Here is a 24,948-nt window from a genome sequence, read left to right as displayed (position 1 = left end):
CATGCCAGCCACCGCGAGCAGGGCAGCATGATCCGCCGCTACATCGCCTGGCGAAACCGCAACACCGACAACCCCCGCCTACGGAAGATCGTCAACAGGGCGAACGTGGCCTGACGCGGCACTAGCTTCTTGACCGCCGCATCGATATAGAGCGAATTCCACCAAGTGATGGCGTTCAGCCCGAGGCCGAGCGCGCCCACCTGGTCCTCCATGCCGCGTTCATAGCCCCTGGTCAGGCGGCCGAGGTTGCCGAAGAAGACGCGGCGGGCGAGCTGGTGGCGGGACTCGCCGATGTTGAGCTGAGCTCCGATCATTCTGCGGTAGTCCTCGACGTGGATGATCTGGAGCAGGTGCAGCGATTTGAAGACCCGGCCGTAGTGGGCGAAGGCGTTGCCCAGTCCGTGAGGCGGCCGTCGGCCGTCATCATCCGGATCAGGTCGTAGGCGCGGACCTGGTTGGTAGCCAGCGACCCGGCCACCCGCACCATGTCATCCCAGTGCTGCACGATGGCCGGTAGCGACACCCGGCGCAGGCCCAGGGCGTTGAAGTTGCCCCAGGCATTGGTGGCACGATGGCCGCGGGTGATGTCGCCGTCCAGCATCGCCACATCGATCCACCACAGCTGGGTGTCGGTGATGTCGGCGTGCCGCGGCGCGAACTGGTAGCCGCAGATCGCGAACAGGCCGTATACGACGTCGCTGTAGCTGCCCTGATCGGTGGTGATCACCTCGGGGTGCTCGGCGGCGTCCAGGCGGTGGATGGCATCCAGGATGAACAGCGAGTCGCGCAGCGTGCCGGGCACCAGCAGGCCGCCGAGCCCCATCACCTTGTCCGAGACGGTGTTCAGCCAGGTTGAACCGCGTGCGCGCTTGCCGATCCCCCAGTAGAGCGGTGAGGGCCGGGCGTGCAGGGAACGGACGGGCACCACGAAGCGCATGCCGTCCACCGAGGCCACCAGCCCGCCGCCCCAGTCGGCGGTGATGTCGATGCCCGCCTGCTTGTCGACCAGGCGGGCCGAGGCCGCGGCGATGCCCTCACCGTGGAAGTAGCCCTTCTCCACGCCGAGCAGCCGGTGCTCGGTGAGCGCCGCCACCCCCTCTTTGATCACCGGCACCAGGCCCACGTTGCACGAGCGGGCCACGGTGAGCGCGGCCAGGGTGATGTCGAGGTCGTCGCGGCGCAGGTGCGAGCCGGTGATGTGTCGCATGCGGTCGAACATGCCGGTCTTGGCGTGCGTCTCCAGCAGCAGCTCGGGGTAGTCGATGCGCGGCAGCATCGCGGCCACCGCGTCGTGGACGGCCTGGAAGCCCTCCGGCAGCGGGGCCGCCTCCAGCTGCGACATCTGCAGCTTGCCGCCCTTGATACTGACCGACGCGTTCGCCGCCAGCCCGGCGGCGACCTGCGTGTAGGCGTCGTCGACACGCCAGTCAGATGGCACAGCCGTGCGTGGTTGCTCTCCACCGTTTCCCTGACCCAGGGTCACAGGTGCCGCATCCGCCTCGTTGATGAATGATTCATTTCGAGATAGTCGAAATTCGGCTGGCAGTTTCTGGTGAAAAGAGTCCGCCGGATCCACGGTGAATCCATCTGATGTTCACCTCGTCAGCCTGCCTGTTCATGTGAAACGGCAGGTTTAGGCGGGTCGGCCGCCTTCCATGCACATGCCCCGACGGAGTACAGTCATGATCAAAATCATCCCATGCGCCACCGCGTTCTTGGCGGCCGTCGCGCTGCTCGCCGGATGCGGCGGTGAAACCGGTCCGACGGCCAGTGACCGATCCGTTGTCTTCGTTGGGACCGGCGGCGCGTATCAGGCCGCGCAGCGGGAGGCGTTCGTCAAGCCGTTCGCTGCGTCCTCCGGCATCAAGGTCGTCGAGGATCAGCCGGTGACCTACGCCAAGCTCAAGACCATGGTCGACAGCGGCCGCGTCACTTGGGACGTCGTCGAGGCCGATCCGTTCTACGCGATCGCCAACTGCGGGCGGTATGTCGAGAAGATCGACCTGACCGTCGTCGACGTCTCGAAGATCGACAAGGAACTCGTGTCGGAGTGCGGGGTCCCCGACATGAAATCAGCCTTTCTTTTGGTCTACAACACCGAGAAGTTCGGCCAGAACCCACCCGCGTCCTGGCGAGACTTCTTCGATACCAAGAAGTTTCCCGGCAAGCGCGGGATGATGAACGACGCCAAGGAGGGCGGTCTGGAGATCGCGCTCGTCGCCGACGGCGTGCCGACAGACAAGGTCTACCCGATCGACTACACGCGGGCCTTCCGCAAGCTCGACACCATCAGGAACGATCTGAAGTTCTTCACCACCGGTGCGGAGCAACAGCAGGCGATGGAGACCGCGCAGGTCGACATGGTGCTCGCATGGCCGGGCAGAGCGAGCCAGGCTGCGCACAACGGCGCGAAGATCGCGCCGGTGTGGAACCAGCCGATGTTCTTTTGGGACGTGCTCGTGGTGCCGAAGGGGACGGCGCACAAGACCGAGGCGATGAAGTTCATCGCGCACGCGATCACTCCCGCGGCTCAGGCCACGCTGACCGAGCACATCGCCTACGCCCCGATCCACCCCGACGCGAAGCTGCCGGCGGACGAGGTGACACGACAATACCTGCCACTCGGTCAGGACAAGGGAACCGGCTTCCTGCGGGACATGTCCTGGTGGGCGCAGAACCTGGACACCGCCACGCAGAAGTGGACGGCCTGGATCTCCCGCTGAGTCGCCGTCGGGTCCGCCCCGCTTAGGAGGTCGGACCCGGCGGTGCCTGTGGAGCCAAACGCGAAGAAGTCACATTTCGGAGGTAGGGGCGTCATGCCCATTTCGTCCACTTCCATCATGTCCGCTTCAGCACCTGAACGGCCTGAACGCCGTCTGCTGTGGCTGAGCACCAAGCCCTGGTACGGCGTTCTTCTCGTCGTGCCCGCGATTTGTCTTCTTGCCGCCGTCTTCGCCTATCCGGTGGCGGCCCTCATTTGGCTGAGCTTCGCTGATCCGTCTCTCGGGCTCGAGAACTATCATCGGCTGCTCACCGACGGGGTCAGCCTGCTGGTCTTGCTGCGGACCCTGCGCATGGCCACCATCGTCACGCTGGTCACGCTGCTGTTGGCATACCCGTACGCCTATCTCATGACAATGGTCGGTCGACGTGCCCGTTCGGTGATGGTCGCCCTGGTGCTGCTGCCGTTCTGGACGAGTCTCATGGCACGTACATTCTCCTGGGTCGTCCTGCTTCAGGACAACGGACCCATCAACGACCTGCTTGCGATGGTCGGGCTCGGGCCGCTGGAACTCGCCGGGACAGAGGCCGGCGTGACGATCGGGATGACGCAAGTGCTGCTGCCTTTCATGACGCTGCCCTTGTACGGCACGCTGCGAACCATCGATCGACGCCTCCTCGACGCGGCCGTCGGCTTGGGCGCGCGGCCGCTTACCGCATTCCGCCGCGTTTACCTGCCGCTTTCCATGCCGGGGGTCGTGGCGGGCGCGATGATGGTGTACATCCTCGCGCTGGGCTTCTACGTCACTCCAGCGATGCTCGGCTCACCAAGCGAGTCGATGATCTCCCAGTTGATGACGGTGCGGATCACTCAACTGCTGGACTTCGGCGCGGGCGGAGCCCTCGCCACGGTGCTGTTCCTGCTCACGCTCCTGCTCTTGGCCCTGGTCTCGCGCTTCCTCTCGCCGAGCGCCGCCCTCGGCATGTCGACGAGGGGGGAGCGTTGATGGGCGTCAATCGGCCCGCGAATCCGGCACTGCGGCTGTTCAGCGTCCTGGTCGGATCGTTCCTCATCGCGCCGGTCCTCGTCGTGGTGCCTCTGAGCTTCACCGACAAGGACAGCTTCGAGTTTCCCCCGCGTGGCTGGTCGCTCCACTACTACGAGCGGTTCTTCACCGACCCGGCGTGGAGAGAACCACTGCTGGCCTCGCTGAAAGTCGCCATCATGGTCACGCTGATGGCGACGATCATCGGAACATTGGCGTCATTCGCGATCACGCGAAGCCGCCGCCGTGGAGTAGCCGTCCTCCAAGGGCTCCTTGTGGCGCCCATGATCGTGCCGAACGTCATCGTCGCTCTGGCGATCTATACGGCGTTCCTTCGATGGGGCCTCGTGGGCACGGTGGAAGGCCTCGTACTCGCCCATGTCGTGCTGGCCCTGCCGTTCGTCGTGATCACCGTGAGCGCTGGTCTGCGTACCCTCGATCCTCGGCTGGAGCGTGCGGCGGCGAGCCTTGGAGCTTCGCCGCTGGCGACCTTCCGGCTCGTCACGTTGCCGTTGATCGCGCCGGGCGTGATGTCCGGAGCGGTGTTCGCGTTCGTCACCTCCTTCGACGAAGCGGTCATCTCGCTGTACCTGCAGTCCCCGCACCTGCGCACGCTGCCGGTGCAGATGTTCACCAGCGTTACCTCTGACGTCGACCCCACCATCGCCGCGGGATCGACGGTGATCCTCGTCGTTACCACCGCGCTCATCCTCCTTCCTGACTTCCTGAAACGAAGGGCTCCCCAATGACCGACATGCGAGGGGCCGCTATTCGGCTCTCCAGCGTTACCAAACGGTATTCGGAGCACCAGCCACCAGTAGTGAACGACGTCTGCCTGGAGATCGCCGCCGGTGAGTTCATCACGCTGCTTGGCCCCAGTGGTTCGGGCAAGTCGACCACGCTCAACATGATCGCCGGGTTCGAACAGCTCACCGCCGGGGACATCCTCATCGACGGCGTGAGCGTGGCGTCCCTGCCGCCGTACAAGCGTGGCCTCGGCATGGTCTTTCAGCACTATGCGCTGTTCCCGCACATGACGATCGCACAGAACGTCGCCTTTCCCCTCCAGCAGCGCAAGATGCGCAAGCGCGACATCCAGCGGCGCGTGGACGACGTGCTCGATCTTGTCGGTTTGGCACACCTGCGCGACAGGTTGCCCGGTCAGATCTCGGGTGGCCAGGCACAGCGGGTGGCCCTGGCCCGCGCTGTCGTCTTCGAACCCCACGTGCTGCTCATGGATGAGCCGCTTGGCGCGCTGGACAAGAAGCTGCGGGAGCAACTCCAGGGCGAGATCGCCCGTATGCATCGCGAGCTGGGGATCACTTTCGTTTTCGTCACCCATGACCAGGAGGAGGCGCTTGCCCTGTCCGACCGCATCGCGGTCTTCGACCGCGGCCGGATCGAGCAGGTCGGCACCGCGCAGGAACTCTACGCACACCCTGCTTCTCTGTTCGCCGCGGAGTTCCTGGGAGAGTCCAACGTGTTCCACGGGATGATCACCGAACGGCGCGGACGCGTGTCCCTCGTCGGTGAAGGATTCGAGGTGCTGACGGGTGACGGCAGCGCGGGGCTCGTAGGCACGGCCGGCGTCGTCGTGGTGCGCCCGGAACGGATCCGTCTGACAGTCGGGGACGTCGCCGTCGAGCACGGCGTCAACGCGATGACCGCCACCGTCACCCACATCGTTTACCAGGGTTCGTACCGCAAAGTGGCATTCCGGACCGACGCCGGTACGACGGGAAGCGCACGCGAACCAGCCGGAGCGGAGTCCTCCGCCATCCCTGGTGACCGGGTGACTCTGTGTTGGCGAGTCGGCGACGGGGTGATCGTGCCCGCGCAGAGCGTGCCGGTGGTCGGCCTGCCTGGCGATCCGCTCGTCGAGTCCACGTCATGAGCGACGACGGCTCGCTCCTAGCGGCCTCTGCACAAGGCATCCCGTTTCGGCGGCCTGGGTGTGGCTGCGACCGCACCGTTGGACAACCCAAGAAAGGTGGACGACTTGTCCTCTCTCCCTAACGAAGCAGCACTGGCCGATTTGACGAACCTGTGGCGGATCCGATGCTTCGAAGAAGAAGTCACCCGGATGCGGATCGAGGGGCAGATCGTCGGTTCCGTCCATCTGTGCATCGGCCAGGAAGCCATACCGGTCGGCGCCTGTGCGGCGCTCGATCTGACCCGCGACGCCGTGTTCGCCACCTACCGTGGCCACGGCTGGGCGCTGGCCTGCGGTACCGACCCGGTAGCGCTGTTCGCCGAACTCCTGGGCCGGGAGACCGGCACCAACGGCGGCCGGGCCGGCTCAGCGTACCTGTCGGATCCGGATCACGGGTTCTACGGCGAGAACTCAATCGTGGGAGCGGGCGCGCCCCTCGCGATGGGCGCCGCGCTGGCTGCCAGGTACGACGCCTCCGGACGCGTCGCGCTCACCGTGTTCGGTGATGGAGCGATGAACCAGGGCGCGGTTCACGAGGCCATGAACATGGCCAGCGCCTTCGACCTGCCCGTCGTCTTCCTGGTCGAGAACAACCGCTATTCCGAGCTCACGCCGATCGCCGCGATGGTGCGCCGTGACGACCTCGCCTCTCGGGCCGCCGCATACGGCATGCGGGCATCGCGAATCGACGGTAACGACGTCAACGCCGTCCGGGAGGCCATCTCCGAGGCGGTCGCCACCTGCAGGGCCGGCCGAGGGCCGGTACTCATCGAGGCTCTCACTCAGCGCCTGGTCGGCCACTACATCGGAGATGCGCAGGTTTACCGGCCACACGATGAGGTGGAGCAAGCCCGGACCAAGGAGCCGATCATCGTCCTGTCCGCGGCCCTGCGCGCCGACGGCGTCTCTGAACACGAACTCGCCGGGATCGAGACCCGAGTCCGCGCCGAAGTCGCCGCGGCCGCGACCGCGGCCCTGGCGGCGCCGCCGGCCGACCCCACCGCTGTGAAGGAGCACCTCTATGGGTGAGATCACCTATGCCCAGGCCATCAACGCCGCACTGCGTCGCGCTCTGGCCGAAGACCCCAAGACCCTGCTGTTCGGCGAGGACGTCGCCCTCCCAGGAGGCGTCCACGGAGTGACCCGCCGCTTGCGCCGGGAGTTCGGCGACCGGGTTTTCGACACGCCGATTTCCGAGTCCGCCATTCTTGGCGGAGCCGTGGGCGCCGCCATGATGGGACTGCGTCCCATCGTCGAGATCATGTGGGCGGACTTCGCTTTCGTCGCGTTCGACCAGTTGATCAACCAGGCGGCCAATGTCCGTTACGTTTCCCGGGGCCGCCTGAAGGCGCCGATGACCATCCGCACCCAACAAGGCGCGACCCCAGGCTCCTGCGCCCAGCACTCCCAGTGCGTGGAGGCGTTGATCGCGCACATCCCGGGCCTGCGGGTATGCCTGCCTGCCACCCCGCAGGACGCCTACGATCTGCTACTGGCCGCCATCGAGTGCGACGATCCCGTCGTCGTCATCGAGAGCCGGGCGCTCTATCACTCGCTGAAGGACACGGTGGACCTCGATGCACCCCGGTCGCCGATCGGCGGCGCGCGCATCGTCCGCCCGGGCTCCGACATCTCCGTGGTGACCTGGGGGCCTATGTTGCACACCGTTCTGGAGGCCGCCCATGTCCTGGAGGACGACGGCATCGACATCGAGGTGATCGACGCCCGCTGGCTCAATCCCTTCGACACCGACACCGTCACGGAGAGCGTCTCCCGTACCGGCCGGCTGGCCGTGGTCCACGAGGCGAATCTCACCGGCGGGTTCGGCGCGGAGATCGTCGCCCGCGTCGTCGAGCGTGGCGTCCCGCTGTCGGCGCCGCCGCTGCGTGTCGCGACCGATGACCTGCGGATCCCCGCCGCGCCAGGGCTGCAGAGGGCCGCGATCCCCGGCTCTGACCTGGTGGCCGGTCGGCTGCTGTCGGTGCTGAAGCCCGGGAACGACTGATGGACGGCCGTGCGCGGGTGGCCGTCGTCACCGGTGGCGGCAACGGCATCGGTCTGGCCTGCGCACAACGGCTCTCCGGCGACGGCTTCCGCGTCGTCGTGGCCGACGTTGATGCGGATGCCGGGCCTCAGGTGACCGCGAAGGTGCCGGGTGCCGAGTTCGTGCCCTGCGACGTGCGATCGCCCACGGATGTCCAGCGGGTCGTCGACAGGGCCCTGGAGATCGGCCAGGGGCGGCTCCATGCTCTGGTGAACAACGCGGGCCAGACCGCCCGCGTCCGCTTCGCCGACTGCGACGAGGCGACGTGGCAGCGACTCCACGATGTCAATCTCCGCAGCGTCTTCTCCTTCACCCAGGCCTGTCTGGAGGGGCTCACCGCCGGACACGGTGCTGTGGTGAGCGTGGCCTCCGTGGCCGGCCTCGTCGGCGCGGAGGATCTGTCCGTCTACAGTGCCACCAAGGCCGCGATCATCGCTCTGACCAGGTCACTCGCCCTGGAACTCGGCCACGTCATCCGCTTCAACGCCGTCTGCCCGGGGCAGATCGCCACGAGGATGATGGCCAGGGTGCAGGCCGACGACGACCTGCGCGCAGCCGTGACAGCGCAGATCCCCGCAGCCCGGCTCGGCCGACCCGAAGAGGTCGCCAACGTGATCGCCTGGCTGCTCGGCGACGAGGCGAGCTACGTGAACGGCGTGGCGATCCCGGTAGACGGCGGAGAGAGCGCCGGTTTCCTCCAGCCGAAGCCGTCCGGCACAGCCGGCGAGCGAGTCAGTCCCGGCAAGGCACCGTGAGGCGATGAGTGCGCAGGAGGTTCGTCGCGATTGCGGCGGCCTCCTGCACCGCAGCGACCAACTCCCGCTGAGAGCTCCTGAACCTCGTCACGGGCACCGAGACCGTGTACGAGCCGGCGGGAGCGCCGTCATGATCGAAGTAAGCGGCCGACGCACAGCAGATGCCGTCGCTGAACTCCTCCAAGTCGAGGGCGTAGCCCTGCCGGCGGACATTACCCAGCTCCACCGTCAAACTGTCGGCGTCGCAGTGGGTGTGGGCGGTCAGCCGTCGGAGTTCCACCCCGCGGAACATGATGTCGATCTGCTCATGCGGCAGATGGGCGAGCACCGCTTTGCAGGAGGCCCGAGCGTGCATGTCGCCGGTGTAGCCCACGTCGAGCCCGCGCACACTGAGCGCCTGTTCACCGGCGATGAACTGCAAGAGCGTGATGACGCCATGGTGCCAGCCACTGACATAGGAGGTTTCCCGCGTCCGGCTGTGCAGCCGGGACAGGACCGCGAACAACTCGGGCAGCGGCTCGAACCGCGCACGCAACTGCCGTCCCAGCGAGGCGCCCTGCGCACCGATGTCAACTCTTCCACCAGGCAGCCGCACGATGTAACCCGCCGTCTTAAGCGTCCTCAAGATGTGGTAACAGCGGCCAAGACTGAGGCCGAGGTGGCGACTGAGGCTCTTGGCCGTGGCCCCGCCGCCCATGTCCGCGATGGCCTGCAACACATCGAGCCCGCGTACCAAGGTCTGCAGGACGCCATCCTCGTCGTCCTCGGTGGCCGTACTCGATACGACTGGGTTGGTCATGATGCGCTCCAGAGAAGGCTGGCCCGGAGAAGTGCACCGCCGGGTGCCCTCTTCGCCAAGGGCCGCCACCATGGTTGGCCCCCATGGACCCACACTAAGCCGCAGGCCAGGCGCACCTTAGGATTGTCGACCCGATTTTTCGACTATAGCGAAAAGACTCGCCGCCAACTGGGGCTGGTGCCCACGGAAGGGTCATGCTGCGAAGCACCTGACAGGTGTCGCAGCCATCATCCGGACAGAAAGGATCACATGCTCACCTCGGAGCAGTTTCGCGCACACTTTCCCGCGTTGCAGCGCCATGTCTGGCTGGACACACCAGCCAGCCCGCCGGCAGCGCTCGGTGTCGTGCGAGCGCTGCAGTCCGCCATGGACGCGTGGCTGTACGGGGAGTTCGACTGGACGGAGTGGGACCGCGCACCCGCCGCGAGCAAGAGTTCCATCGCCCGGCTGCTGGACATCGCCGAGGAGCAGATCGCTCTCATGGGCTCAGTCGCCGAAGCAGCCGCGACCGTGGCCAAGTCACTGCCGCCCGGCCGGATCATCGTGCCCGCCCAAGAGTTCCGCAGCAACCTCTTTCCCTGGCAGCAGTTGGAGCGGACCGGCCACGAGATAGTCCTGATACCGACCCGGGACGGCCACACCCGCACCGAGGACATCGTGGCCGCTCTCGACACGCGCACCGTCCTCCTCGCCATAAGTGATGTGCTGTCGATCGACGGCCACCGAGCCGACCTCATGGCGCTGCGCCAGGCCACGAACGATGTGGGCGCCCGCCTATTCGTCGATGCGACCCAATCACTTGGTGCCCTCCACCTCGACATGGGCAAGATACGCCCCGACTACCTCGCAGTGCACGGCTACAAATGGATGCTGTGCCCCCGCGGCACCGCCTGGCTGGCGACCAGGCCGGAGCTGACCGAGGAACTCATCCCCCTGCTGCCGAGCTGGAAGTCGACCGACCCACCGCATCGATACTTCGGCGAACCGTTCGTCCCCGCCCGCGGTGCCGCCCGCTGTGACACCTCACCGGCCTGGCTGTCCTGGATCGGCGCCCTGCCCGCGCTCGACCTCCTGCTCGACCTCGACGCCGAGCAGGTCGAACGGCACTGTGTACAGCTGGCCGCCGACTTTCGCGCCCGCGCGATCGACATCGGCGTCGCCGTCGGCGGCGGCCAGAGCCACATCGCCGTGGTGCGCGTGACCGATCCAGCCGCGGTCGGTGCCCAACTGGCACGAGACGGTGTACGGGCGACCTTGCTCGGCGACCGACTCCGAGTCGGCTTCCACTACTTCAACAACAACTCCGATGTCGAGAGGGCCGCGAGCGCCCTGCGAGGTGAATCCACATTGTGATGAGGTTCCCTGCTCCCACCGAATCCCTCAAGGACACCATCGCCATGGCGGCCGCCACCCGGCGCGCCCACCTGCGCGATCACCTCGCCCGACTGGGCTTGCGCGGAGCCCTGGTGTACTCCCGCCGACGGTCGGCCGTCACCTGGCTGACCGGATACGCGCCAGGATTCATCTCCAACAGCGCGGCACTGTGGATGCCCACCGCAGGTGAGCCCGTGCTGGGCGTGGAATTCCCCTTCGAGGTGGAGCGCGCCCAACACAGCGGGCTGCATACGGTCCCCATGTCCTCGCCGCTCGACCTGATCCCGGCCGACGTCGAAGGGATCGGCCTGCTGGCCGGCGACCTCGTCATCGACGAGAGACCCCCCGCCCTGCTGGAGGGGCTGAGGAGCCGGAACATCGACCCTGTCGACCTGGTCGCGTGGGCTACAGAAGCACGCCAGCACAAGACCGACCCCGAACGCGAGCTCCTCACACACGCCGCACACATCGGCGACCTGGCGCTACGCGCCGCGGGAGACGTGGCAGTTCCCGGCATAAGCGACTACGAGATCGCCGCAGAGGTCGAGGCGGCGGCCCGCGCCGCAGGGGCGCTGCGCTGCCTGTGCCTGGTCGGCATCGGAGACGGCGCAGTGATCACCGAGGCGACCGGCGCCGTGGTCGCTCCAGGCCAGCCAGTCGGCCTGGAGGTCAGCCTGTACGCCGCGGGTGCGTTCATGCACGTCAACACCACCCTTCCCCCGGTCCCGTCACGCCCTGTTGATCACCGGGCAATCGCCGCGTGCCGGGCGGCACGGACGGCGTTGATCGACGCCCTGCGCCCCGGCCGAAGCGTGAAAGCAGTCGTCACGGCCGGCGACACCATCTTGGCCGAACATGGGCTACTCGCATTCAAGGAATACGACTTCGGCCACGGCCTGGGCTGCGACACCCCCGAGCATCCACGCCTGCTCTACGGCACAGGTCGGACTGTCGCTGCGGGTGCCGTCGTCGCCATCCACGTAGCAGTGCGTCGTCCTGGCGGGGAGACCGCGATGATCGGCGGCCCCGTCTTCATCGCCGAAGATGGAGCACGCGAACTCTGTCCAGGTGCGGTCTGGACATGAAGCGTTACCCCTCCGTGCAAGTACCGAACGTCATCAGTGATGAGGTGATCATGTTGTCAAGGCGCTGGACTCCGGCGGCCATGCCCGCACCAGTCGGCCGATACAGCCATCTGGCGGAGGTGCCCGAGGGCTACACACTGGTTTTCGTATCAGGGCAGGTGGGGAATCTCCGGGACGGCTCGCTCGCAGGCCCGGACGCTCTGTCCCAGACCCGCCAGGTGTTCGCCAACCTGCAGACCGCCTTCGAGGAACTGGGGCGACACCGCGTGATCTGGTCAAGCTGTTGACCTTCGTGGCCGGCACCAACCACCTGCCCGGCTTCTACGCCGCCCGGGAGGAGGTCTTCGCGGATTGGTATCCCGATGGCGACGTCCCGGCGCACTCTCTCGCCGTCGTCTCCGCGCTTGCCTCCCCGGAGTTCACCGTAGAAGTCGAGGCCGTCGTCGCGTTGCGGAACGGGAGCACGCGATCCGCCGCCGAGAGAGGCGACGAATCTGCTGTATGAGCGTGCCGGGCTTCCACGAGAGCCGTTCTTGAGTCGGCTGGACTGAAGTTGACGGGATCCCGTCTGATCATCGCGATCAGGCGGGATCTTGTCGTTTCGAGGGTTTCCGAATCGGGTTCGTCCTGGTTTGGGAGTCGCGGAGCAGGTGTCCGGGGAGGCCCAGGTGGTGTAAGGGCGCTGGTGGAGGTCGGAGTTCGCGGTCGCTGGGCATGGCGATGCCGGCTCCGGGCTGGGTGGTGCGACACGGTGATCTGAAATGCGGGTTATGGGTCGGGTGGTGGCCTGTTCCGGCCTGTGAGCGGCGAGCGGTCGAGGCGCTCTGCCGGGATCTCGAAGATGTCGGTGGACGTGTTGGGCTCGTCTGGGGGCTGGTGGGTGTGGCGCCACTGGTCGAGGAAGTGGTCGTTGGCGACCGCGACGAGCAGAGCGACCAGGATGGTCTGAGCGACGCGACCGCGTTCGAAGAGAGGGACCTGGTCTCGTTCTTCGCCCCGATCACCAAGTGGGCAGTCGAGGTGCACGGCCCAGAACGGATTTCGGAACTGGTCCAGCGCGCGGTCCGCGTCGCGACCTCCGGACGCCCCGGACTTGCCATGACGGCTGCGCCAGACCAGGGAGTGCGGCCCCCGCCTTGGGACCCCGGGCGGGGGCCGCACGCTTTCAGAAAAGCAAGCAGGGAGCGAGTGAGAAGGGAAGCTGATGGCGGTCGGCCGCGCACATAGGTGGATGAGTCCGGAAGAGAGAAGCGAGATGTACCGGGAGCGATTGATAGAGGCTGGGTTATCGCTGTTCGGTCAGGTCGGCTTCGCGGCAGCCACGCTCGCGGATTTGTGCAGGGAGGGGCAGATGTCGCATCGGGGCCTGTATCAAGCCTTCCAAGCCTTCGATGGGGGCAAGGAAAGGGTGTTGGCGGCGGTGGTGGACCGCTGCACGGATGAAGCCGTCTTGGTGATCCGCGAACGACTTGCGGACGGCGAGGGCGAGGGGTCGGCTGGGGTGGCTGCGGCGGTTGCCGCCTTTGTGGAGTACATGACGGGGAAGCGGCGGGTGTATCGGATCCTGTACGTGGAGGCCCATCACCTGACCAGGGTTGAGGCGCGGCGCGATCCGCTCGCGATCGTGCTCCGGGAGATCCTGAACGGCCAGTTGGCGGGGAAAGACGCCCGTCTGGTGGGAACTGCGATCGTGGGCGCGGTTGGGGCGCTGCTGGCGGACTGGTACGAGCGTGGAGACGTGGCCGTGGGCGAGGTGGTTGATGCAGCCGTGGGGGTGTGCCGGTGGGCGTCGTCGTTCGGCCGGGTTGATCGGTGGGTCTGCGCTGAGTGAGGTGATCGGGTCGCAGTCCACTCGGCGAGCGTGAATCGACCCGGTTGGAGGATCACGTCTCCTGGCCGGGCTCCGACCCCGGGGGTAGGGGTGGAATCCCGACACGCGCGCACACCGCGCCGGGCATGGTTCGCGGGCTGCCGCCTGGGCCGGTGGCCGCGAGCGAAGCGATGCGCGAGCGGGGTGGGGGCAAGGGGAGGGGTGCAACCCCTCCCCCCGGGGGAGAGGGGTCCGGGGAGGGGCGCGGCCCCCTCCCCGGTACGCGCGAGGCTGCGAGTGGACTGCGGGCGGCCCTATCTGCTGGCGTCGCTATGGCGACGCGTGAGGGTGTCTCTCAATCAGAGGAATGGGGGCGTCTACGCGGGAGGGTGAGGGGGGCTGGTGGCGGGCTACCACCTACCCAAGATCACAGCCCCACCAAGATCGTTCCCGCGGGGGTGTCGCCCGGCTCGGCCGGGCGCGCTTGATCTAGTAGGAAAACTCATCACACAGGGGCCGCGCGGCAGGCGGCACTGCGGGCAGCGAGGCCAAACGAGGTATAGATCCTTATGTGCGCAAGCTGGTGGAGCTCAGCGTCCCCGGGCCATTGCAAGCCCCCGTGGGTCAAGGCCGTGGGCAGCAAAGGGTGCACAGCGCTGAAGTCATCAGACGTCCGTCCACGCCTTGACGATGTGGCAGTTGTAGTTGTCGCCATAGACCTTCGAGAAGGGCGGGTTCGTGGTACTAGATGTCCGGGATTTCCACGGGCCGTAGATCGTGGTCGTGTAGGGATAGCTTGGCGAATCGCACTTCGCCGCCACTCGATACCGCCCGAACCCGCGAGTGCACAGGGTCTGCGCATAGTTGTATTTGGAGATGACGGCCGGGTAGCAGTTGTCGACTGCTGCCTGTGCGGGGGCGGCGAGTGCGCCAAGCATGGTGCCGACCAGAGCTGTCACCGCGAGGGCGCTGAGGGCATGCTTTCCGGGGGACTTCATGCCACTTCTCCTTCGTTGGCGCTCGAAGATCATCGTTTCGCAATGCACAGTAACGCACATCGCCACACGTTCGCCACAAGATCGGCATAGGGCGGTCAAGCGGCAGTAGCAGAGGCTGGGACCCGGGGGCCAAACGAAGGGCGGCGGCGCGGGTGCGCGGGTGCGCGGGCGCTTCTAACACGGGCCGGGCGTGGGCGCATGCCGGTATGCCGTGGCGGCATCGCATTGAACAGCTCGAACGCGCGTTCGAGTACTGCCTGCCATCTGGGTGTCACGGGACACCCGCAGGATGGAGGTAGACAGATGCGATTTCCTGTCGACACGAGCCAACTGGGGTTCACGGTGACGTCGCCGCCGAGTCCGGCGAAGGACTTCACGACGAAGAAGGTTCGGGTCACCGAGGACGGTCGGCCGGTCATGGTGGTCAACCTGCTGGCCATGGATGGCAACGACTCCACGAAGATCAAATTCAACCTTCCGGGTGAGCAGAACCACCTGAAGCCGGGTCAGTCCGTGCGGGTGGGCGCTGTGCTACGGCATGGCCAGGGACGGCGAGGTGCGGTGGTGGAGCACCGATGCCGTGATCCCGCTCAACGCGGGTCCGGTGACGGCGCAGTACGTCTCCGCGCCGTCCGCTCCTGCGTCGGTGCCCGCGAGCAACGGCGAGAGCACGGCCGGTGCGGCGCGGGGGCGTAACCCGCACGCTGCCTCCCGGCACGGTGCCCCGGGTGAGGGCGGGGGCGAGAGCTGATGGACCTGGTGATCGCGCCTGCGGGGACGCGGGTGAACACCTGGCGGGTACCGATCGGCTGGCCGTTGCTGAGCTTCACCAGCTTCAGCGGACAGCTTGTGGTGCTGCGGGTGGATCACCTGTCCCCGGCCGTGGCGCGGTGGTTCGCCTCCACCCTGGCGCGGGCGGCCGACGCCTTCGCCCGTGAGGTGGATGTCTGTTTCACCGAGGGTGAGCCGGGCTGGCTGCGCCGGTCCGGGGCGCTGGATCTGTCCGGCGTCGTCTTGGTGCCGCTGAGTGATCCGCCCGGGGTGGCGGCGGTGCCCGCACTGTCCCACCGTCCGCCGTATCCGGCGCATCAGGCGACCGGTGCGGGCGGGGAGTTGGAGGGGCCGTCATGACGGGGCTGATGGGTCCGCAGGTTCCGGGGCGTCCATCCGGGCTGCCGCCGATGGTGGAGATGCCCGCCGTGCCGATCCGGGCGCAGTCCACTCCCGGGTCACGGCTGACCACGTACTTGCTGCGGCCGGTGTGGCTGCGCCGTCGCGAACTGGGCTTGAGCCTGGTCACGGTGGCGCTGGTCGGCGGGGCCTGGCGGCTGGGTGATTGGCCGGTGGCGCTGGGCGTCGTCGATGCGGAACACGTGCCGGCCCAGGCGGCCCCGTGGTCGTCCCCGTGGCCGCCCCATTGGCCGCCGCCGTGGTCATCATCACGGCGGAGGCCCTGGCCCGCAGAGCGCTGAACGGAATCTTGAACATCGCGCCGATCCCTCCCACACAGTGCGCCCTGTTCACGGCCTTTCCGGATGGGCGGTTCAGTACGTCGTTTCCGCGGCATCCCGTACGCCGCCCCGCCAACCGGGGAGCGGCGCTGGCAACCACCCCAGCCGCCGAGCTCATGACCCGGCACCCGCGACGCGACGAAGGCGGGACCGGCGTGCACGGCCGCCCGCAGGACTGGACCCAGCCCGTGCTCCTGATCATCGTGGTCCGGGTCCTCTGCGATGGTGAGTGACACCTGGCCGATGACGCCCGGCTCGGTGTGCCGGCGGACGGCGAGCGCCTCACGGGTGCGGGGCGGCCGGCAGAGGTACCGGGCGACGCTGGCCAGGCCCTGGTAGCCGACCATGTCGTCCAGGTCATCGGCGGTGAACAGGCGCAGCAGCAGCCGGGGCGTGGTGATCGGCAGCGTGAGAAGTCGCCCGGGGTTCCAGTCCGGTGCCCGCCCCAGGGCGGCGAGGACGCGCTCCAGTGGACCGGCCTCATCCGTGACCGGGAGCGCTGGCCGGAACGCGCTGCCCGGCGCCAGCCGCCGCTCGCCGTCCGGCACCGCAAGCGCCACCGGGAGGGCCGCCGTGAGCAGGTCCGGTTCGGGGTGGTACGTCGCGTGCTCGCACGGGCGGCCGATCTCTTGGCCTGTCCCGCGGCGTGGGTACGCCAGGCGCTCAGCACGGGCACGTGGACCTTTGAGCCTTTCTTGCCGCGATCGACAGGATCCGGGCTTGTCAGGTCCCCCCTTTGACTGCTCGGACACTGACCAAGGCGATTACACACCGCGAGGCGCCGGCAAATAGCAAAGGCAAGCTGTCGGCGCGCGCTGAGTAGGGAGGAATACCGGCCCGGCGGGGCCGGTATTCACCTGACGCGTCCGGCCAGCCAGAAGAGCGCGAGGGCGACCAGTTCGACGCCGGCCGCCACGGCGGGCAGCCAGCCGCTCCCGTACCCGCCGAGCACGAGCCCGCCGGCCGCGCCGCCGGCCGACACCCCGACGTAGACCGCGCTGCTGTTGAGCGCGAGCGCCTGCGGCCCCGCCGGGCCGGCCAGGGCGAGCAGCCGGGTCTGCGCGGGCGGCGGGATCCACCAGGACACGGCCGCCCACACCGCCAGCAGCGGCAGCAGCGCCGGCAACGGGACCGGCCGCAGAAACCAGCAGGCGCTGAAGACGGCCATCACCACCGCGAACCCCACGACCCCGGTGATCAGCGCTCGATCGGATCCCCACCGGTCGGCGCCCCGCCCGCCGAGCTGCCCGCCCGCGAACCCGGCGAAGCCGGCCAGCACGAATACCCACCCGAGCTCGGCGGGTCCCGCCCCGGCCAGGTCGCGCAGGAACGGCGCGAGGTAGGTCAGCACCATCATGCTGCCCAGGACGATCGCCACGATCCCCAGCAGTCCCAGCAAAACCCGAGGGCCGGCCAGCGGCGCCAGCCGGTCCCGGATGGGCATGGCGAGCGCAGGAGGCGTCTCGGGCAGCGTCCTCCTGATCGCCACCAGTGCGACCAACCCCAGCGCCCCGCCGAGCCCGAACGTGGCCTGCCAGCCGAACGCGCCGCCCACCCAGGTGCCGATGGGCACGCCGAGCGCGAGTGACCCGGTCAGCCCGCCCATCACCAGTGCTAGGTAGCGCCCCTGCCGCCCTTCGGGGGCCAGGGTGGTCGCGATGGCGTACGCGGCGGGCACGACGGCCGCCGCCGCCACCGCGGCCAGCACCCGCAGGCCCATGAGCAGCGCGTACGAGGCCGTGAACGCCGCAGCCCAGTTCGCCACGACGAACAGCGCCAGCGCCCCGGTGAGCAGCCCGCGCCGGGGCCAGGTGGCGGTCACCACGGAGGCCACGGGCGCCGCCAGTGCGAACGCGAGCGAGAAGATGGTGACGAGCTGCCCGCCAGCGGCCTCGCTGACGCCGAGGTCCGCCGAGATCGCGGGCAGCACCCCAGCGATCACGTAGTCGTCCGTGGCGAAGGCGAACGTGGTGAACACCAGGGCGAGCAGCCACGTGGGTGGCCGCTGCCGTACGGCGACAGGCATGGGTATCCCCTTGAATAAGGTAACGAGTGTTTCCCGGTTAGGGTAACAGGCGTCACCTTAATGACGTCAAAGGAAATTGCGATGGCCAGGACCGCCGACCCGCAACGCCGCGCGGAGTTGCTCGACCAGATCGTCGACTACCTGGCCGGGCACGGCCTCTCGACGTTGTCGATGCGCCCGCTGGCCCAGCACCTGGGCAAGTCCACGCGCGTGCTGACCCATCACTTCGCCGACAAGGAGGCCCTGCTCTCGGCGACCATGGAACGCCTGGACGAGCGGCACCGGGCCTGGCTTCGTTCGCTACCGGGCTGGTCGGGATCCGACAGCGTCGGGACGATCATTCGGCGGACCTGGGACTGGCAGACGCGGGAGGAGAACCTGCCGGTCGCCCGCCTGATTCACGAGATCGAGGGCCTGGCCGCGGCTGGCAAGCTGGCCGGTCACGTGCCCAGACTGCTGGCGGACCGGTCGGAGTTCGTGGCGGGGCTTTTGCGCGAGCGGGGCATGCCCGAGGCCGACGCGTTGCGGGTCTCCACGCTGGCCAACTCGGCGTACACGGGGCTACAGATCGACTTCCTCACGACCGGCGACCGTGAGCGCGTGGAGGCCGCCCTGGATCAGCTCTGCGCCCTGGTGGACGACTGGGTCAATTCCACGTGAACCACAGCACAACGCCCGGCCGAGATCTCCCTTGAGGGTCAGTCGCTAGGGTCTGCACGGCTTTGCCGCATGAGGACCACATCGGTCTCGTTGCGGACACCGCCTGCAACGAGGCTGTCCAGGTCAGAAGCCATATATCGCTCAGCAGCTCAAGATAACGGTCACCTATGAAACAGTCCCGGAAGTCGTGAAGCTACGGCGACAGTCATCGCGTGAGCGACACGGGCGCCTTACGGCTGTTCCTCGCCGGCCTGGTCGCCGACTGCCCGACGCGCGAGCACGCCATCGTCCGCATCCGCGGTGCGCAGGCGGGCTTTTTCCTGCACGGCCTGCTGCTGGCCGTCCCCCCGCTTGGGTCCCGGACAATCGCGGAAAATCCAACGAACGTATCACTGACCTGCGCTTACTCAGGTTCCCGGGACGGTTGACGATCTTTGCCGCTGCGGTTCGCACTGGCACTTGTTCCGGCATGAGGAATGCCCGGCCCACCTAGTCTCGCCTCATCCCCGAGCCGCTCTTTCAGGGCGTTAGTTCAACGGGTAGCCGAAGTCGTCGTCTCGTTGCTCGGGGGTGATGTGGACGGGGGCGTTGCGTCCAGTTGGTGAGTACACGGACACGGCCCCGTCAGCGGCGGCGAGGAGTTCGGCGGCGGCGTCGCCGTCGAGGTCGATCAGGGACACGGCCTGGCCGAATCCCGCCGTGTTGGGGTCGGAGATGCCGACGGTCTCGGGGACGAACACCTGGGCATCCCGGGCCGACAGGCCGCCGCGTCGGCCGCGCAGGATGTAGACAGCCCCAGTATCTCCATCGCCGCCGACAGCGACGTCGCCGTACCCGTCGGCGTCGACATCGCCGACGGCAATGGACGAGCCGAACCCGCCAGCGACATCCGTGGTCTTGGGCATGCCCGGAGAGCCTGGTCCCAGCAACCGCCGCTCCGCCAGCCCGCCGGCCGAGCCTCTGCTGATGTAGATCTGGCCTCCCGAGTCCTCGGCGTCCGCGTAGGAGTTGCCCGCGATCACGTCGCCGAAGCCGTCGCCGTCGATGTCGCCGATGGCCACGGCGCCCACGCCCCAGCCGGGGAAACGGCCGGGCACCCGGCCCGCCAGGCCGGTCGGCGAGCCCCGGTACACCACGCCCGTTCCCTCATCGGCTGGATCGTCCACCGAATAGGCCACAGCGAGGTCGGCGAAGCCGTCGCCGGTGACGTCGCCGGTCGCGAACGAGCCGACGTAGGCGGCCTCTGACAGGACGGTCTTCCAGCTTGCCCGTCCCTTCCTGATGCCGCGGCCGCCATAAGTCACCCACACCCCGGCGTCGTCCGTCACGACCAGATCCTGGTATCCGTCCTTGTTGAAGTCTCCGGCGGCCGTCAGGAGGGTGAGCCACCCGGCCGCCGGCGGCTGCGTCACGGTGACCGGTGTGCCGGAGAGCCCATCGGCGGTGCCGAAGACGATGGTCAGCTGGTGGTTGGTGCGAAGTTCCTGCGGGGCGGCGGGGTCATTCGTCACCGGTACAACGATCGCCAGGTCGGCGTATCCATCTCGGTCGAAGTCGCCGGAGGCGAGACTCAGGATGTCGTCCTCTGTGCGGGGTGCCACGACGCCGGTGGAAACGATCTCGCGTTTGGTGGTGGTGAGGCCGTCGGCGGAGCCGTACAGCACCTCGGCCCGCAGGATCAGCGCTTTGCCGTCCGCCGTGGCCTGAGGGGCTCCGACGACCAGATCGGGGTAGCCGTCGCCGTTGTAGTCATGCGCGGCCTGGACCTTGCGGGCAGCCGCGACGACGCTCGCCGCCGGAGTGGCGACGGCGGTGTAGGGCGTGACGCTCGGCGGCGGAACCGAGGTGGCAGCATCCGCCCGCGTCGGGGTCGTGACCGGGGGTGGCGTTGTGACCGGGGGCGGCGTCGAGGCGGGCGTCGGCATCGTGCTGCATGCCACGGCGGCGAATCCGGCGAGGAGGCAGATTGCGAGTTTTCCCGAAACGGGGGAACGCATCCGATGATCATAGTTCGGCCCGTGCCAGGGGACGTCATCCGCTGCGTTGCCGGGTACCTCAGGAAGGCGGCGACCGACGGTGGTCTCGGCACCGGCAACGGAGTATTCGGGGGCCTTGGCCCTTGTGCTTGGGCTCGTCGGTGCGGTGCACCGGCGGGCTGGTTTGGCGAATGAGTTCGAGCGCCAAGTTCGCATGAGTTTCGGTGCCAGTTGACGATCTTCGGGGGGCTGTCGGCGAACGAGTTTTGGTACCATTCCCGCTGCCAACAGGTGGCGCGTGCGTCAGTGATTCTCGACTGTGGTGCTGTCAGTCGTCAGCTGCGATGATCAGGGTCAGGTTTCTGCTAGCCCGGTCCACGACGATGAGTTCATGGAATTCGGTGTGGACGCCACCCCAGTCGTGGAACGCAGACCGGCCAAGCCCTTTGAGGCGATATCGGCTCGTGGCCGCCTGGATGAGCGCATTGACGTCGTGGTTCAAGACCTCTTCCAACTGTTTGGGCAGACCTCCATACTGGCTGGCCCAGCTTCTCAGGACATCGTTCGCGGTCGTTTCGTCCGCCGGTTCGTAGGCGTCGGTGGTGATATTGCTCAGCCAGTAGGGACCGTGTCGAATGCCCAACGGGTCGACACCGCCACCGGCGTAGTCGTCTCGAAACTGGTCATGCTTGATCAAGGCGTCCAGGAGCAGCGTGTCGTCACAAGAGGGCGAGAGCAGCTCGAATCGCTTGAGATCGATCCACCGGTAGCCGTGAGCGCTCTGGTCGTTGAACGGATAGTGACGGAAGTTGATGAAAACCTGATCACGGAAGTTGAGCGCCTGTTGCACGATCACTAACCGTAGACGCAGGCCTGAGCCTACTTTGGCATGACCGAGCGCAGGTCTTCGGAGTGCGGGTGATGAACCAGCTCAGGCTGGGGTGCCTTGTTGAGCGCGAGAGTGCGCCAGCCGGTAGGAGTCGGTGCCGGTTTCGATGATGGTGGCGTCGTAGGTGAGCCGGTCGACGATGGCGGCGCACAGGCGCGGATCGGTGAACGTTTTGGTCCAGCCATCTGGGGAGGCCTTGTTGCTGGTCAGCAAGATCGAGCCGGTTTCATACCTTTTTGAGATGGTTTGGAAGACCAGGTTGGCGTCGGCTCGGTCGAGCGGTAGGTATCCCACCTCGTCCAGCACGAGGACGTCGGGGCGGGTGTAGGTCTTCATCTTGGCGGCGAGGCGGCCGATGGCGTCGGCGGCTTTGAGCTGTCGGACCATGTCGTCCAGCGTGGTGAAGTAGACGGTGTAGCCGGCCCGGCAGGCCGCGACCGCGAGCCCGATGGCGAGCATGGTCTTGCCTACTCCGGGTGGCCCGAGAAAGGTGCTGCACGCCGGCTTCACCACGATCTCCCAGCCCGGCGGCAGCTACTACATCGGCGTCGGGCTCCGCGATGCTCTGGTCAACGGGTTGATCCAGGGGCCACGGATGCACACCGCAGGCCGCTATCTCACCACCAGCAACGGGCTCACCGACTGGTATCCAGATCACGTCGGCGTGCCCGAGGGAAGCATCGGCGTGCTGACCAACACCGTGGACGAAATAGTCCGTGAGATCCGCCACCAGGTGAAAAACGGCGTCGACCTCATCAAACTCGCTTCGACAGCCCTTACGGCGAGTACCAGGCGTTCACCAACGACGAAATGGCCACGGCCGCGGATCTCGTCCACCAACTAAAACGCAAGATCACCATTCACGCCCGTGGCTCCGCGGAGGTCTCGGCAGCGGTCCGCGCGGGCATGGACTGGATCATGCACGGCAACTCGATGACGCCAGAAGTCATCGAGGAACTCGCCAACTCGAAGATCCCACTCGTGCCTACCCTCCTCCTGCTCGCCAACATCGCCGACTACGGCAGCAGCGTCGGCGTCGCAGGACTCGTCCGCGACACCGTCAAAAGGCTGCTCGATCGGACCGCCCACACCCTGCACGACGCCCACCACGCCGGCGTCACCTTCATGGTCGGTACGGACAGCGGCTTCGCCGTCACGCCATACGGTGAATGGCACGCGCGAGAGCTGCAACTCCTGCGTGACTTCGCCGGATTGTCGGCCGCCGAAGCCCTGCAAGCCGCCACGACCATTCCTGCCAGGGCGCTCGGGATGGAGGGCAAACTGGGCACCATGCGTGTCGGCGCGACAGCCGATGTGCTCGTGCTCGAGAGCGACCCGCTCCGGGACCTGTCCATCCTGCTCAAGCCCGGCGGCATCAATGCCATCATTCAAGGCGGGCGCCCGATCGACACGTCCGATCAGGAGCAGGAGCAGCGGTGGCGCAACCTGCGCTCTCGCACGGCACCGTCCGGCGCCGTGACTTTCTCGACGGCATAGCGCCGGCCACCCCATCCACAGCCGTGATGAATGGTCCTGGCGTCAAGGATCCCGACCTCACGGACGTCTTCCACACGGTGAAGCGTTTCGAACGCGACGCCGCGATCGACATCGACGAACAGGAGAAAGCATGATCGCACATGCTCATGGGGCGCAGGTGGTCCGCGAGGACTCCGTCCAGATCCAGGAAGGGCACGGGTTCCGCTTCGCCGATGGCGCGGTGCCCGCCGTCTCCCTGACGTACGCGCCTGCCAGTATAGTGAGCGTCGGGACCGCCAAGTTCATATTCATCTCCGGGCACACCGGCACCGCCCCCGACAGCACGGACTGCGATGGGCAGACGGAGCAGCCGCTGACCCAGGAGATCTCCCGTCAGAGCGTAGCCGCCCTGACCAAGATCGAAGCGGTGCTCCACTCCCTGGGCGGCACAATGGACGACATCGTCCGCGTCCGCGTGTACGTGCGGGCTCCCCTCACCAAAGAGATCTTCGAAGCGATTCACAATGCCCGGCGCGCTTTCTTCGATGGCCCCCATAAGCCGGCCAGTACGTTGGTCCGCATCGACGCACTCGTTCGGCCGGACGCGCTCATCGAGATCGATGCCGATGCGGTGATCACTGACCATCCTGATGTGCGGCCAGAAGTTCACAACACATGATCATCAGTTACCCCATCCAAACCGCAGGCATCCGAAGCCGGATCGTGGAATCCGGAACCGGTCCACGGGAGATTTGGCTCATCCACGGCATCGGTGGCCGCGCCGACCGTTGGCGCTCATGCCTCGAACCGCTCGCCCGAGCCGGATATCGAGTGCGCGCCGTCGACCTCCCCGGACACGGATTCGCCTCCCGCGCGGACGACGTCCCCTACACTGTGGCAGGCTTCTCAGCATTCATCTCCGAGACCCTGGCACACCATATCGAGGGCGAGTCGGTCACCCTGATCGGCACCTCTTTCGGCGGCCAGGCGGCGCTTCGCACGGCGCTCGATCTGCACGCCAGACCGGACTCGCCATCCCTGCGGGCTCTGGTGCTGAGCGCCCCTACCGGAATATGTGCTCTTGGCCCGGAGGTGTGCGCAGGACTCGCCAATCGTCTCGCGCAGACGGATCGCGAGACGGTCCGGTCACGTCTGGCGTTCATGACCGGAATGACCGGCGCCGACCTGGACGTCCTGGTCGAGGAGGAATACCATATCGCCACATTCCCCGGAACTCCCCTCGCCATGCGGCGGCTTGCCACCATGGTGCGCGAGGAGTTGGACGCCCAGCCACTGCTCGAGTCGCTCGCCCGGCTCGCGCAGACGCTACCCGTCCTGCAGATTTGGGGCGAGGCTGACCGTTCGATCTCATCGGAGATCGGCCGGCAGATCGCCCAACGCGTCACCTGTATCGGGGCCGACATGGCGGGGTAGGCGTGACGTCTCCTGCTCATGCAGCATAGCCTGCGCCACGGCGGCGGCGGTGACGGCCTCCTCGCGCTGCTGGTGAGCGATGCGCAGCGCGCTGGTGGCGTTGGTGAGCTCGGTACGAAGCCGATCGGCCTCACCGGCGGCTTCGGTTCGGGCCTGGGCGGCGGCCTCGCGGGCCTGCTCGGCCACGGCGGCCGCGGTGACGGCTTGTTCGCGCCGCTGTTGTTCGGCGGCCAGCGCCTGGCGTAGCCGGTCGGCCTCCTCGGCTTGCGCCGCGGCGATGCCGCGGGCTAGTGCCGTAGCCGGTCACGTTTGCCCTTTTTGTGACGACACGCCGATCGAGGTCTCCTCTCGGTCGGCGTGATCGTTTCAGACTTCTGGGTGTGGCTGAACGGGTTCGTGTACGCGAGATCG

30 protein-coding genes and 1 pseudogene are annotated in these 24,948 nt (G+C 67.3%); 23 read left to right on the top strand and 8 right to left on the bottom strand.

Features of this window, described 5'->3' with window-relative positions; translation table 11 throughout:
• Positions 1-38: 38 nt before the first annotated feature.
• Positions 39-1,207: pseudogene (locus ACTWPT_RS58430) on the bottom strand (Tn3 family transposase).
• Between the two features lie 475 nt (positions 1,208-1,682).
• On the opposite strand from ACTWPT_RS58430, the gene ACTWPT_RS58425 reads away from it, so the two are divergent.
• From ACTWPT_RS58425 to ACTWPT_RS58395, 7 genes are all read left to right on the top strand, one after another.
• Entirely contained in the window at positions 1,683-2,723 is a 1,041-nt protein-coding gene (locus ACTWPT_RS58425; protein WP_443186198.1) for an ABC transporter substrate-binding protein, read from the top strand.
• 93 nt (positions 2,724-2,816) lie between these two features.
• Positions 2,817-3,728: an ABC transporter permease gene (locus ACTWPT_RS58420; protein ID WP_443186197.1), complete on the top strand. Its 912-nt coding sequence runs from the start codon at positions 2,817-2,819 to the stop codon at positions 3,726-3,728.
• Positions 3,728-4,516 (top strand): ABC transporter permease, encoded by a 789-nt coding sequence (locus ACTWPT_RS58415; RefSeq protein WP_443186196.1) that lies wholly within the window; start codon positions 3,728-3,730, stop codon positions 4,514-4,516. The genes ACTWPT_RS58420 and ACTWPT_RS58415 overlap by 1 nt, the downstream gene beginning before the upstream one ends.
• Before the next feature lie 71 nt (positions 4,517-4,587).
• Positions 4,588-5,661, top strand: coding sequence for an ABC transporter ATP-binding protein (locus tag ACTWPT_RS58410; RefSeq protein ID WP_443186195.1), 1,074 nt, complete (start codon positions 4,588-4,590; stop codon positions 5,659-5,661).
• A 105-nt stretch (positions 5,662-5,766) separates the two neighbouring features.
• Positions 5,767-6,729, top strand: a complete 963-nt coding sequence (locus ACTWPT_RS58405; RefSeq protein ID WP_443186194.1) for a thiamine pyrophosphate-dependent dehydrogenase E1 component subunit alpha — start codon at positions 5,767-5,769, stop codon at positions 6,727-6,729.
• Positions 6,722-7,705 (top strand): alpha-ketoacid dehydrogenase subunit beta, encoded by a 984-nt coding sequence (locus ACTWPT_RS58400; protein ID WP_443186193.1) that lies wholly within the window; start codon positions 6,722-6,724, stop codon positions 7,703-7,705. Before ACTWPT_RS58405 ends, ACTWPT_RS58400 begins: the two co-directional genes overlap by 8 nt.
• Positions 7,705-8,499, top strand: a complete 795-nt coding sequence (locus tag ACTWPT_RS58395) for an SDR family NAD(P)-dependent oxidoreductase (protein ID WP_443186192.1) — start codon at positions 7,705-7,707, stop codon at positions 8,497-8,499. The genes ACTWPT_RS58400 and ACTWPT_RS58395 overlap by 1 nt, the downstream gene beginning before the upstream one ends.
• On the opposite strand, the gene ACTWPT_RS58390 is transcribed toward ACTWPT_RS58395, so the two are convergent.
• Positions 8,477-9,370, bottom strand: coding sequence for an IclR family transcriptional regulator (locus ACTWPT_RS58390; protein WP_443186191.1), 894 nt, complete (start codon positions 9,368-9,370; stop codon positions 8,477-8,479). The genes ACTWPT_RS58395 and ACTWPT_RS58390 overlap by 23 nt on opposite strands.
• A 177-nt stretch (positions 9,371-9,547) precedes the next feature.
• Here ACTWPT_RS58390 and ACTWPT_RS58385 point away from each other — a divergent pair, with 177 nt between their 5' ends.
• From ACTWPT_RS58385 to ACTWPT_RS58370, 4 genes are read left to right on the top strand one after another with little or no spacing between them, the layout of a single operon-like run.
• Positions 9,548-10,651, top strand: coding sequence for an aminotransferase class V-fold PLP-dependent enzyme (locus ACTWPT_RS58385; RefSeq protein ID WP_443186190.1), 1,104 nt, complete (start codon positions 9,548-9,550; stop codon positions 10,649-10,651).
• Positions 10,651-11,757, top strand: a complete 1,107-nt coding sequence (locus ACTWPT_RS58380; RefSeq protein WP_443186189.1) for a M24 family metallopeptidase — start codon at positions 10,651-10,653, stop codon at positions 11,755-11,757. The genes ACTWPT_RS58385 and ACTWPT_RS58380 overlap by 1 nt, the downstream gene beginning before the upstream one ends.
• Positions 11,754-12,044: a RidA family protein gene (locus tag ACTWPT_RS58375; RefSeq protein WP_443186188.1), complete on the top strand. Its 291-nt coding sequence runs from the start codon at positions 11,754-11,756 to the stop codon at positions 12,042-12,044. The genes ACTWPT_RS58380 and ACTWPT_RS58375 overlap by 4 nt, the downstream gene beginning before the upstream one ends.
• Positions 12,041-12,262: a hypothetical protein gene (locus ACTWPT_RS58370; protein WP_443186187.1), complete on the top strand. Its 222-nt coding sequence runs from the start codon at positions 12,041-12,043 to the stop codon at positions 12,260-12,262. Before ACTWPT_RS58375 ends, ACTWPT_RS58370 begins: the two co-directional genes overlap by 4 nt.
• Before the next feature lie 263 nt (positions 12,263-12,525).
• Here ACTWPT_RS58370 and ACTWPT_RS58365 read toward each other — a convergent pair whose 3' ends face one another.
• The gene (locus tag ACTWPT_RS58365; RefSeq protein WP_443186186.1) at positions 12,526-12,918 is read right to left on the bottom strand and encodes a hypothetical protein; all 393 of its coding nucleotides are present in this window, start codon (positions 12,916-12,918) and stop codon (positions 12,526-12,528) included.
• A 43-nt stretch (positions 12,919-12,961) separates the two neighbouring features.
• On the opposite strand from ACTWPT_RS58365, the gene ACTWPT_RS58360 reads away from it, so the two are divergent.
• A complete protein-coding gene (locus ACTWPT_RS58360; protein ID WP_443186185.1) occupies positions 12,962-13,588 on the top strand; it encodes a TetR/AcrR family transcriptional regulator in 627 nt (208 codons plus the stop codon).
• Positions 13,589-14,232: 644 nt separating this feature from the next.
• On the opposite strand, the gene ACTWPT_RS58355 is transcribed toward ACTWPT_RS58360, so the two are convergent.
• Entirely contained in the window at positions 14,233-14,565 is a 333-nt protein-coding gene (locus tag ACTWPT_RS58355; RefSeq protein WP_443186184.1) for a hypothetical protein, read from the bottom strand.
• 303 nt (positions 14,566-14,868) lie between these two features.
• Between ACTWPT_RS58355 and ACTWPT_RS58350 the strand changes: the two genes are divergently transcribed.
• Genes ACTWPT_RS58350 through ACTWPT_RS58335 form a run of 4 tightly spaced genes read left to right on the top strand, consistent with a single transcriptional unit; the run spans position 14,869 to position 16,309 of the window.
• Complete coding sequence (locus tag ACTWPT_RS58350; protein ID WP_443186183.1) at positions 14,869-15,261, top strand: hypothetical protein; 393 nt, start codon at positions 14,869-14,871, stop codon at positions 15,259-15,261.
• A gap of 54 nt (positions 15,262-15,315) precedes the next feature.
• On the top strand, positions 15,316-15,696 hold the full coding sequence (locus ACTWPT_RS58345) for a hypothetical protein (RefSeq protein WP_443186182.1): 381 nt from the start codon (positions 15,316-15,318) through the stop codon (positions 15,694-15,696).
• Positions 15,693-16,037, top strand: coding sequence for a hypothetical protein (locus tag ACTWPT_RS58340; protein WP_443186181.1), 345 nt, complete (start codon positions 15,693-15,695; stop codon positions 16,035-16,037). The genes ACTWPT_RS58345 and ACTWPT_RS58340 overlap by 4 nt, the downstream gene beginning before the upstream one ends.
• Complete coding sequence (locus tag ACTWPT_RS58335; RefSeq protein ID WP_443186180.1) at positions 15,959-16,309, top strand: hypothetical protein; 351 nt, start codon at positions 15,959-15,961, stop codon at positions 16,307-16,309. The genes ACTWPT_RS58340 and ACTWPT_RS58335 overlap by 79 nt, the downstream gene beginning before the upstream one ends.
• A 620-nt stretch (positions 16,310-16,929) precedes the next feature.
• Here ACTWPT_RS58335 and ACTWPT_RS58330 read toward each other — a convergent pair.
• Positions 16,930-18,102 (bottom strand): MFS transporter, encoded by a 1,173-nt coding sequence (locus ACTWPT_RS58330; RefSeq protein WP_443186179.1) that lies wholly within the window; start codon positions 18,100-18,102, stop codon positions 16,930-16,932.
• Positions 18,103-18,183: 81 nt separating this feature from the next.
• On the opposite strand from ACTWPT_RS58330, the gene ACTWPT_RS58325 reads away from it, so the two are divergent.
• Entirely contained in the window at positions 18,184-18,762 is a 579-nt protein-coding gene (locus tag ACTWPT_RS58325; RefSeq protein WP_443186178.1) for a TetR/AcrR family transcriptional regulator, read from the top strand.
• Between the two features lie 212 nt (positions 18,763-18,974).
• Complete coding sequence (locus ACTWPT_RS58320) at positions 18,975-19,190, top strand: hypothetical protein (protein WP_443186177.1); 216 nt, start codon at positions 18,975-18,977, stop codon at positions 19,188-19,190.
• A 99-nt stretch (positions 19,191-19,289) separates the two neighbouring features.
• Here the strand turns inward: ACTWPT_RS58320 and ACTWPT_RS58315 are convergent, their stop codons facing one another.
• From ACTWPT_RS58315 to ACTWPT_RS58305, 3 genes are all read right to left on the bottom strand, one after another.
• On the bottom strand, positions 19,290-20,759 hold the full coding sequence (locus ACTWPT_RS58315) for a VCBS repeat-containing protein (protein WP_443186176.1): 1,470 nt from the start codon (positions 20,757-20,759) through the stop codon (positions 19,290-19,292).
• A gap of 307 nt (positions 20,760-21,066) precedes the next feature.
• Positions 21,067-21,588, bottom strand: a complete 522-nt coding sequence (locus ACTWPT_RS58310; protein WP_443186175.1) for a hypothetical protein — start codon at positions 21,586-21,588, stop codon at positions 21,067-21,069.
• A gap of 81 nt (positions 21,589-21,669) precedes the next feature.
• Entirely contained in the window at positions 21,670-22,137 is a 468-nt protein-coding gene (locus tag ACTWPT_RS58305; protein WP_443186174.1) for an ATP-binding protein, read from the bottom strand.
• Between ACTWPT_RS58305 and ACTWPT_RS58300 the strand changes: the two genes are divergently transcribed.
• From ACTWPT_RS58300 to ACTWPT_RS58280, 5 genes are all read left to right on the top strand, one after another.
• Positions 22,118-22,471 carry a hypothetical protein gene (locus ACTWPT_RS58300; RefSeq protein WP_443186173.1) on the top strand — a complete coding sequence of 118 codons (354 nt, stop codon included), beginning with the start codon at positions 22,118-22,120 and terminating at the stop codon, positions 22,469-22,471. The genes ACTWPT_RS58305 and ACTWPT_RS58300 overlap by 20 nt on opposite strands.
• Positions 22,438-23,124, top strand: a complete 687-nt coding sequence (locus tag ACTWPT_RS58295; protein WP_443186172.1) for an amidohydrolase family protein — start codon at positions 22,438-22,440, stop codon at positions 23,122-23,124. The genes ACTWPT_RS58300 and ACTWPT_RS58295 overlap by 34 nt, the downstream gene beginning before the upstream one ends.
• A 130-nt stretch (positions 23,125-23,254) precedes the next feature.
• Positions 23,255-23,782: a RidA family protein gene (locus ACTWPT_RS58290; RefSeq protein ID WP_443186171.1), complete on the top strand. Its 528-nt coding sequence runs from the start codon at positions 23,255-23,257 to the stop codon at positions 23,780-23,782.
• Positions 23,779-24,537: an alpha/beta fold hydrolase gene (locus ACTWPT_RS58285; protein ID WP_443186170.1), complete on the top strand. Its 759-nt coding sequence runs from the start codon at positions 23,779-23,781 to the stop codon at positions 24,535-24,537. Before ACTWPT_RS58290 ends, ACTWPT_RS58285 begins: the two co-directional genes overlap by 4 nt.
• Before the next feature lie 18 nt (positions 24,538-24,555).
• Positions 24,556-24,783: a hypothetical protein gene (locus ACTWPT_RS58280; RefSeq protein ID WP_443186169.1), complete on the top strand. Its 228-nt coding sequence runs from the start codon at positions 24,556-24,558 to the stop codon at positions 24,781-24,783.
• Positions 24,784-24,948: the final 165 nt, after the last annotated feature.

Origin of the sequence: Nonomuraea sp. 3N208 (genome assembly GCF_052245935.1) — a bacterium.
GTDB lineage: Bacteria > Actinomycetota > Actinomycetes > Streptosporangiales > Streptosporangiaceae > Nonomuraea.
The sequence above is the reverse complement of the archived record's forward strand: the minus strand, read 5'-3'. Positions and strand labels throughout refer to the sequence as shown.

Excerpts from the sequence above, each read along its gene's own strand:
- ACTWPT_RS58395 (WP_443186192.1), top strand. The coding sequence starts at position 7,705 with ATGGACGGCCGTGCGCGGGTGGCCGTCGTCACCGGTGGCGGCAACGGC.
- ACTWPT_RS58345 (WP_443186182.1), top strand. The coding sequence starts at position 15,316 with ATGGACCTGGTGATCGCGCCTGCGGGGACGCGGGTGAACACCTGGCGG.
- ACTWPT_RS58325 (WP_443186178.1), top strand. The coding sequence starts at position 18,184 with ATGGCCAGGACCGCCGACCCGCAACGCCGCGCGGAGTTGCTCGACCAG.
- ACTWPT_RS58330 (WP_443186179.1), bottom strand. The coding sequence starts at position 18,102 with ATGCCTGTCGCCGTACGGCAGCGGCCACCCACGTGGCTGCTCGCCCTG.
- ACTWPT_RS58295 (WP_443186172.1), top strand. The coding sequence starts at position 22,438 with ATGGCCACGGCCGCGGATCTCGTCCACCAACTAAAACGCAAGATCACC.
- ACTWPT_RS58360 (WP_443186185.1), top strand. The coding sequence starts at position 12,962 with ATGGCGGTCGGCCGCGCACATAGGTGGATGAGTCCGGAAGAGAGAAGC.
- ACTWPT_RS58380 (WP_443186189.1), top strand. The coding sequence starts at position 10,651 with ATGAGGTTCCCTGCTCCCACCGAATCCCTCAAGGACACCATCGCCATG.
- ACTWPT_RS58355 (WP_443186184.1), bottom strand. The coding sequence starts at position 14,565 with ATGAAGTCCCCCGGAAAGCATGCCCTCAGCGCCCTCGCGGTGACAGCT.
- ACTWPT_RS58375 (WP_443186188.1), top strand. The coding sequence starts at position 11,754 with ATGAAGCGTTACCCCTCCGTGCAAGTACCGAACGTCATCAGTGATGAG.
- ACTWPT_RS58420 (WP_443186197.1), top strand. The coding sequence starts at position 2,817 with ATGCCCATTTCGTCCACTTCCATCATGTCCGCTTCAGCACCTGAACGG.
- ACTWPT_RS58290 (WP_443186171.1), top strand. The coding sequence starts at position 23,255 with ATGATCGCACATGCTCATGGGGCGCAGGTGGTCCGCGAGGACTCCGTC.
- ACTWPT_RS58285 (WP_443186170.1), top strand. The coding sequence starts at position 23,779 with ATGATCATCAGTTACCCCATCCAAACCGCAGGCATCCGAAGCCGGATC.
- ACTWPT_RS58400 (WP_443186193.1), top strand. The coding sequence starts at position 6,722 with ATGGGTGAGATCACCTATGCCCAGGCCATCAACGCCGCACTGCGTCGC.
- ACTWPT_RS58415 (WP_443186196.1), top strand. The coding sequence starts at position 3,728 with ATGGGCGTCAATCGGCCCGCGAATCCGGCACTGCGGCTGTTCAGCGTC.
- ACTWPT_RS58350 (WP_443186183.1), top strand. The coding sequence starts at position 14,869 with ATGCGATTTCCTGTCGACACGAGCCAACTGGGGTTCACGGTGACGTCG.
- ACTWPT_RS58425 (WP_443186198.1), top strand. The coding sequence starts at position 1,683 with ATGATCAAAATCATCCCATGCGCCACCGCGTTCTTGGCGGCCGTCGCG.
- ACTWPT_RS58385 (WP_443186190.1), top strand. The coding sequence starts at position 9,548 with ATGCTCACCTCGGAGCAGTTTCGCGCACACTTTCCCGCGTTGCAGCGC.
- ACTWPT_RS58340 (WP_443186181.1), top strand. The coding sequence starts at position 15,693 with ATGACGGGGCTGATGGGTCCGCAGGTTCCGGGGCGTCCATCCGGGCTG.
- ACTWPT_RS58280 (WP_443186169.1), top strand. The coding sequence starts at position 24,556 with ATGCAGCATAGCCTGCGCCACGGCGGCGGCGGTGACGGCCTCCTCGCG.
- ACTWPT_RS58315 (WP_443186176.1), bottom strand. The coding sequence starts at position 20,759 with ATGCGTTCCCCCGTTTCGGGAAAACTCGCAATCTGCCTCCTCGCCGGA.
- ACTWPT_RS58390 (WP_443186191.1), bottom strand. The coding sequence starts at position 9,370 with ATGGTGGCGGCCCTTGGCGAAGAGGGCACCCGGCGGTGCACTTCTCCG.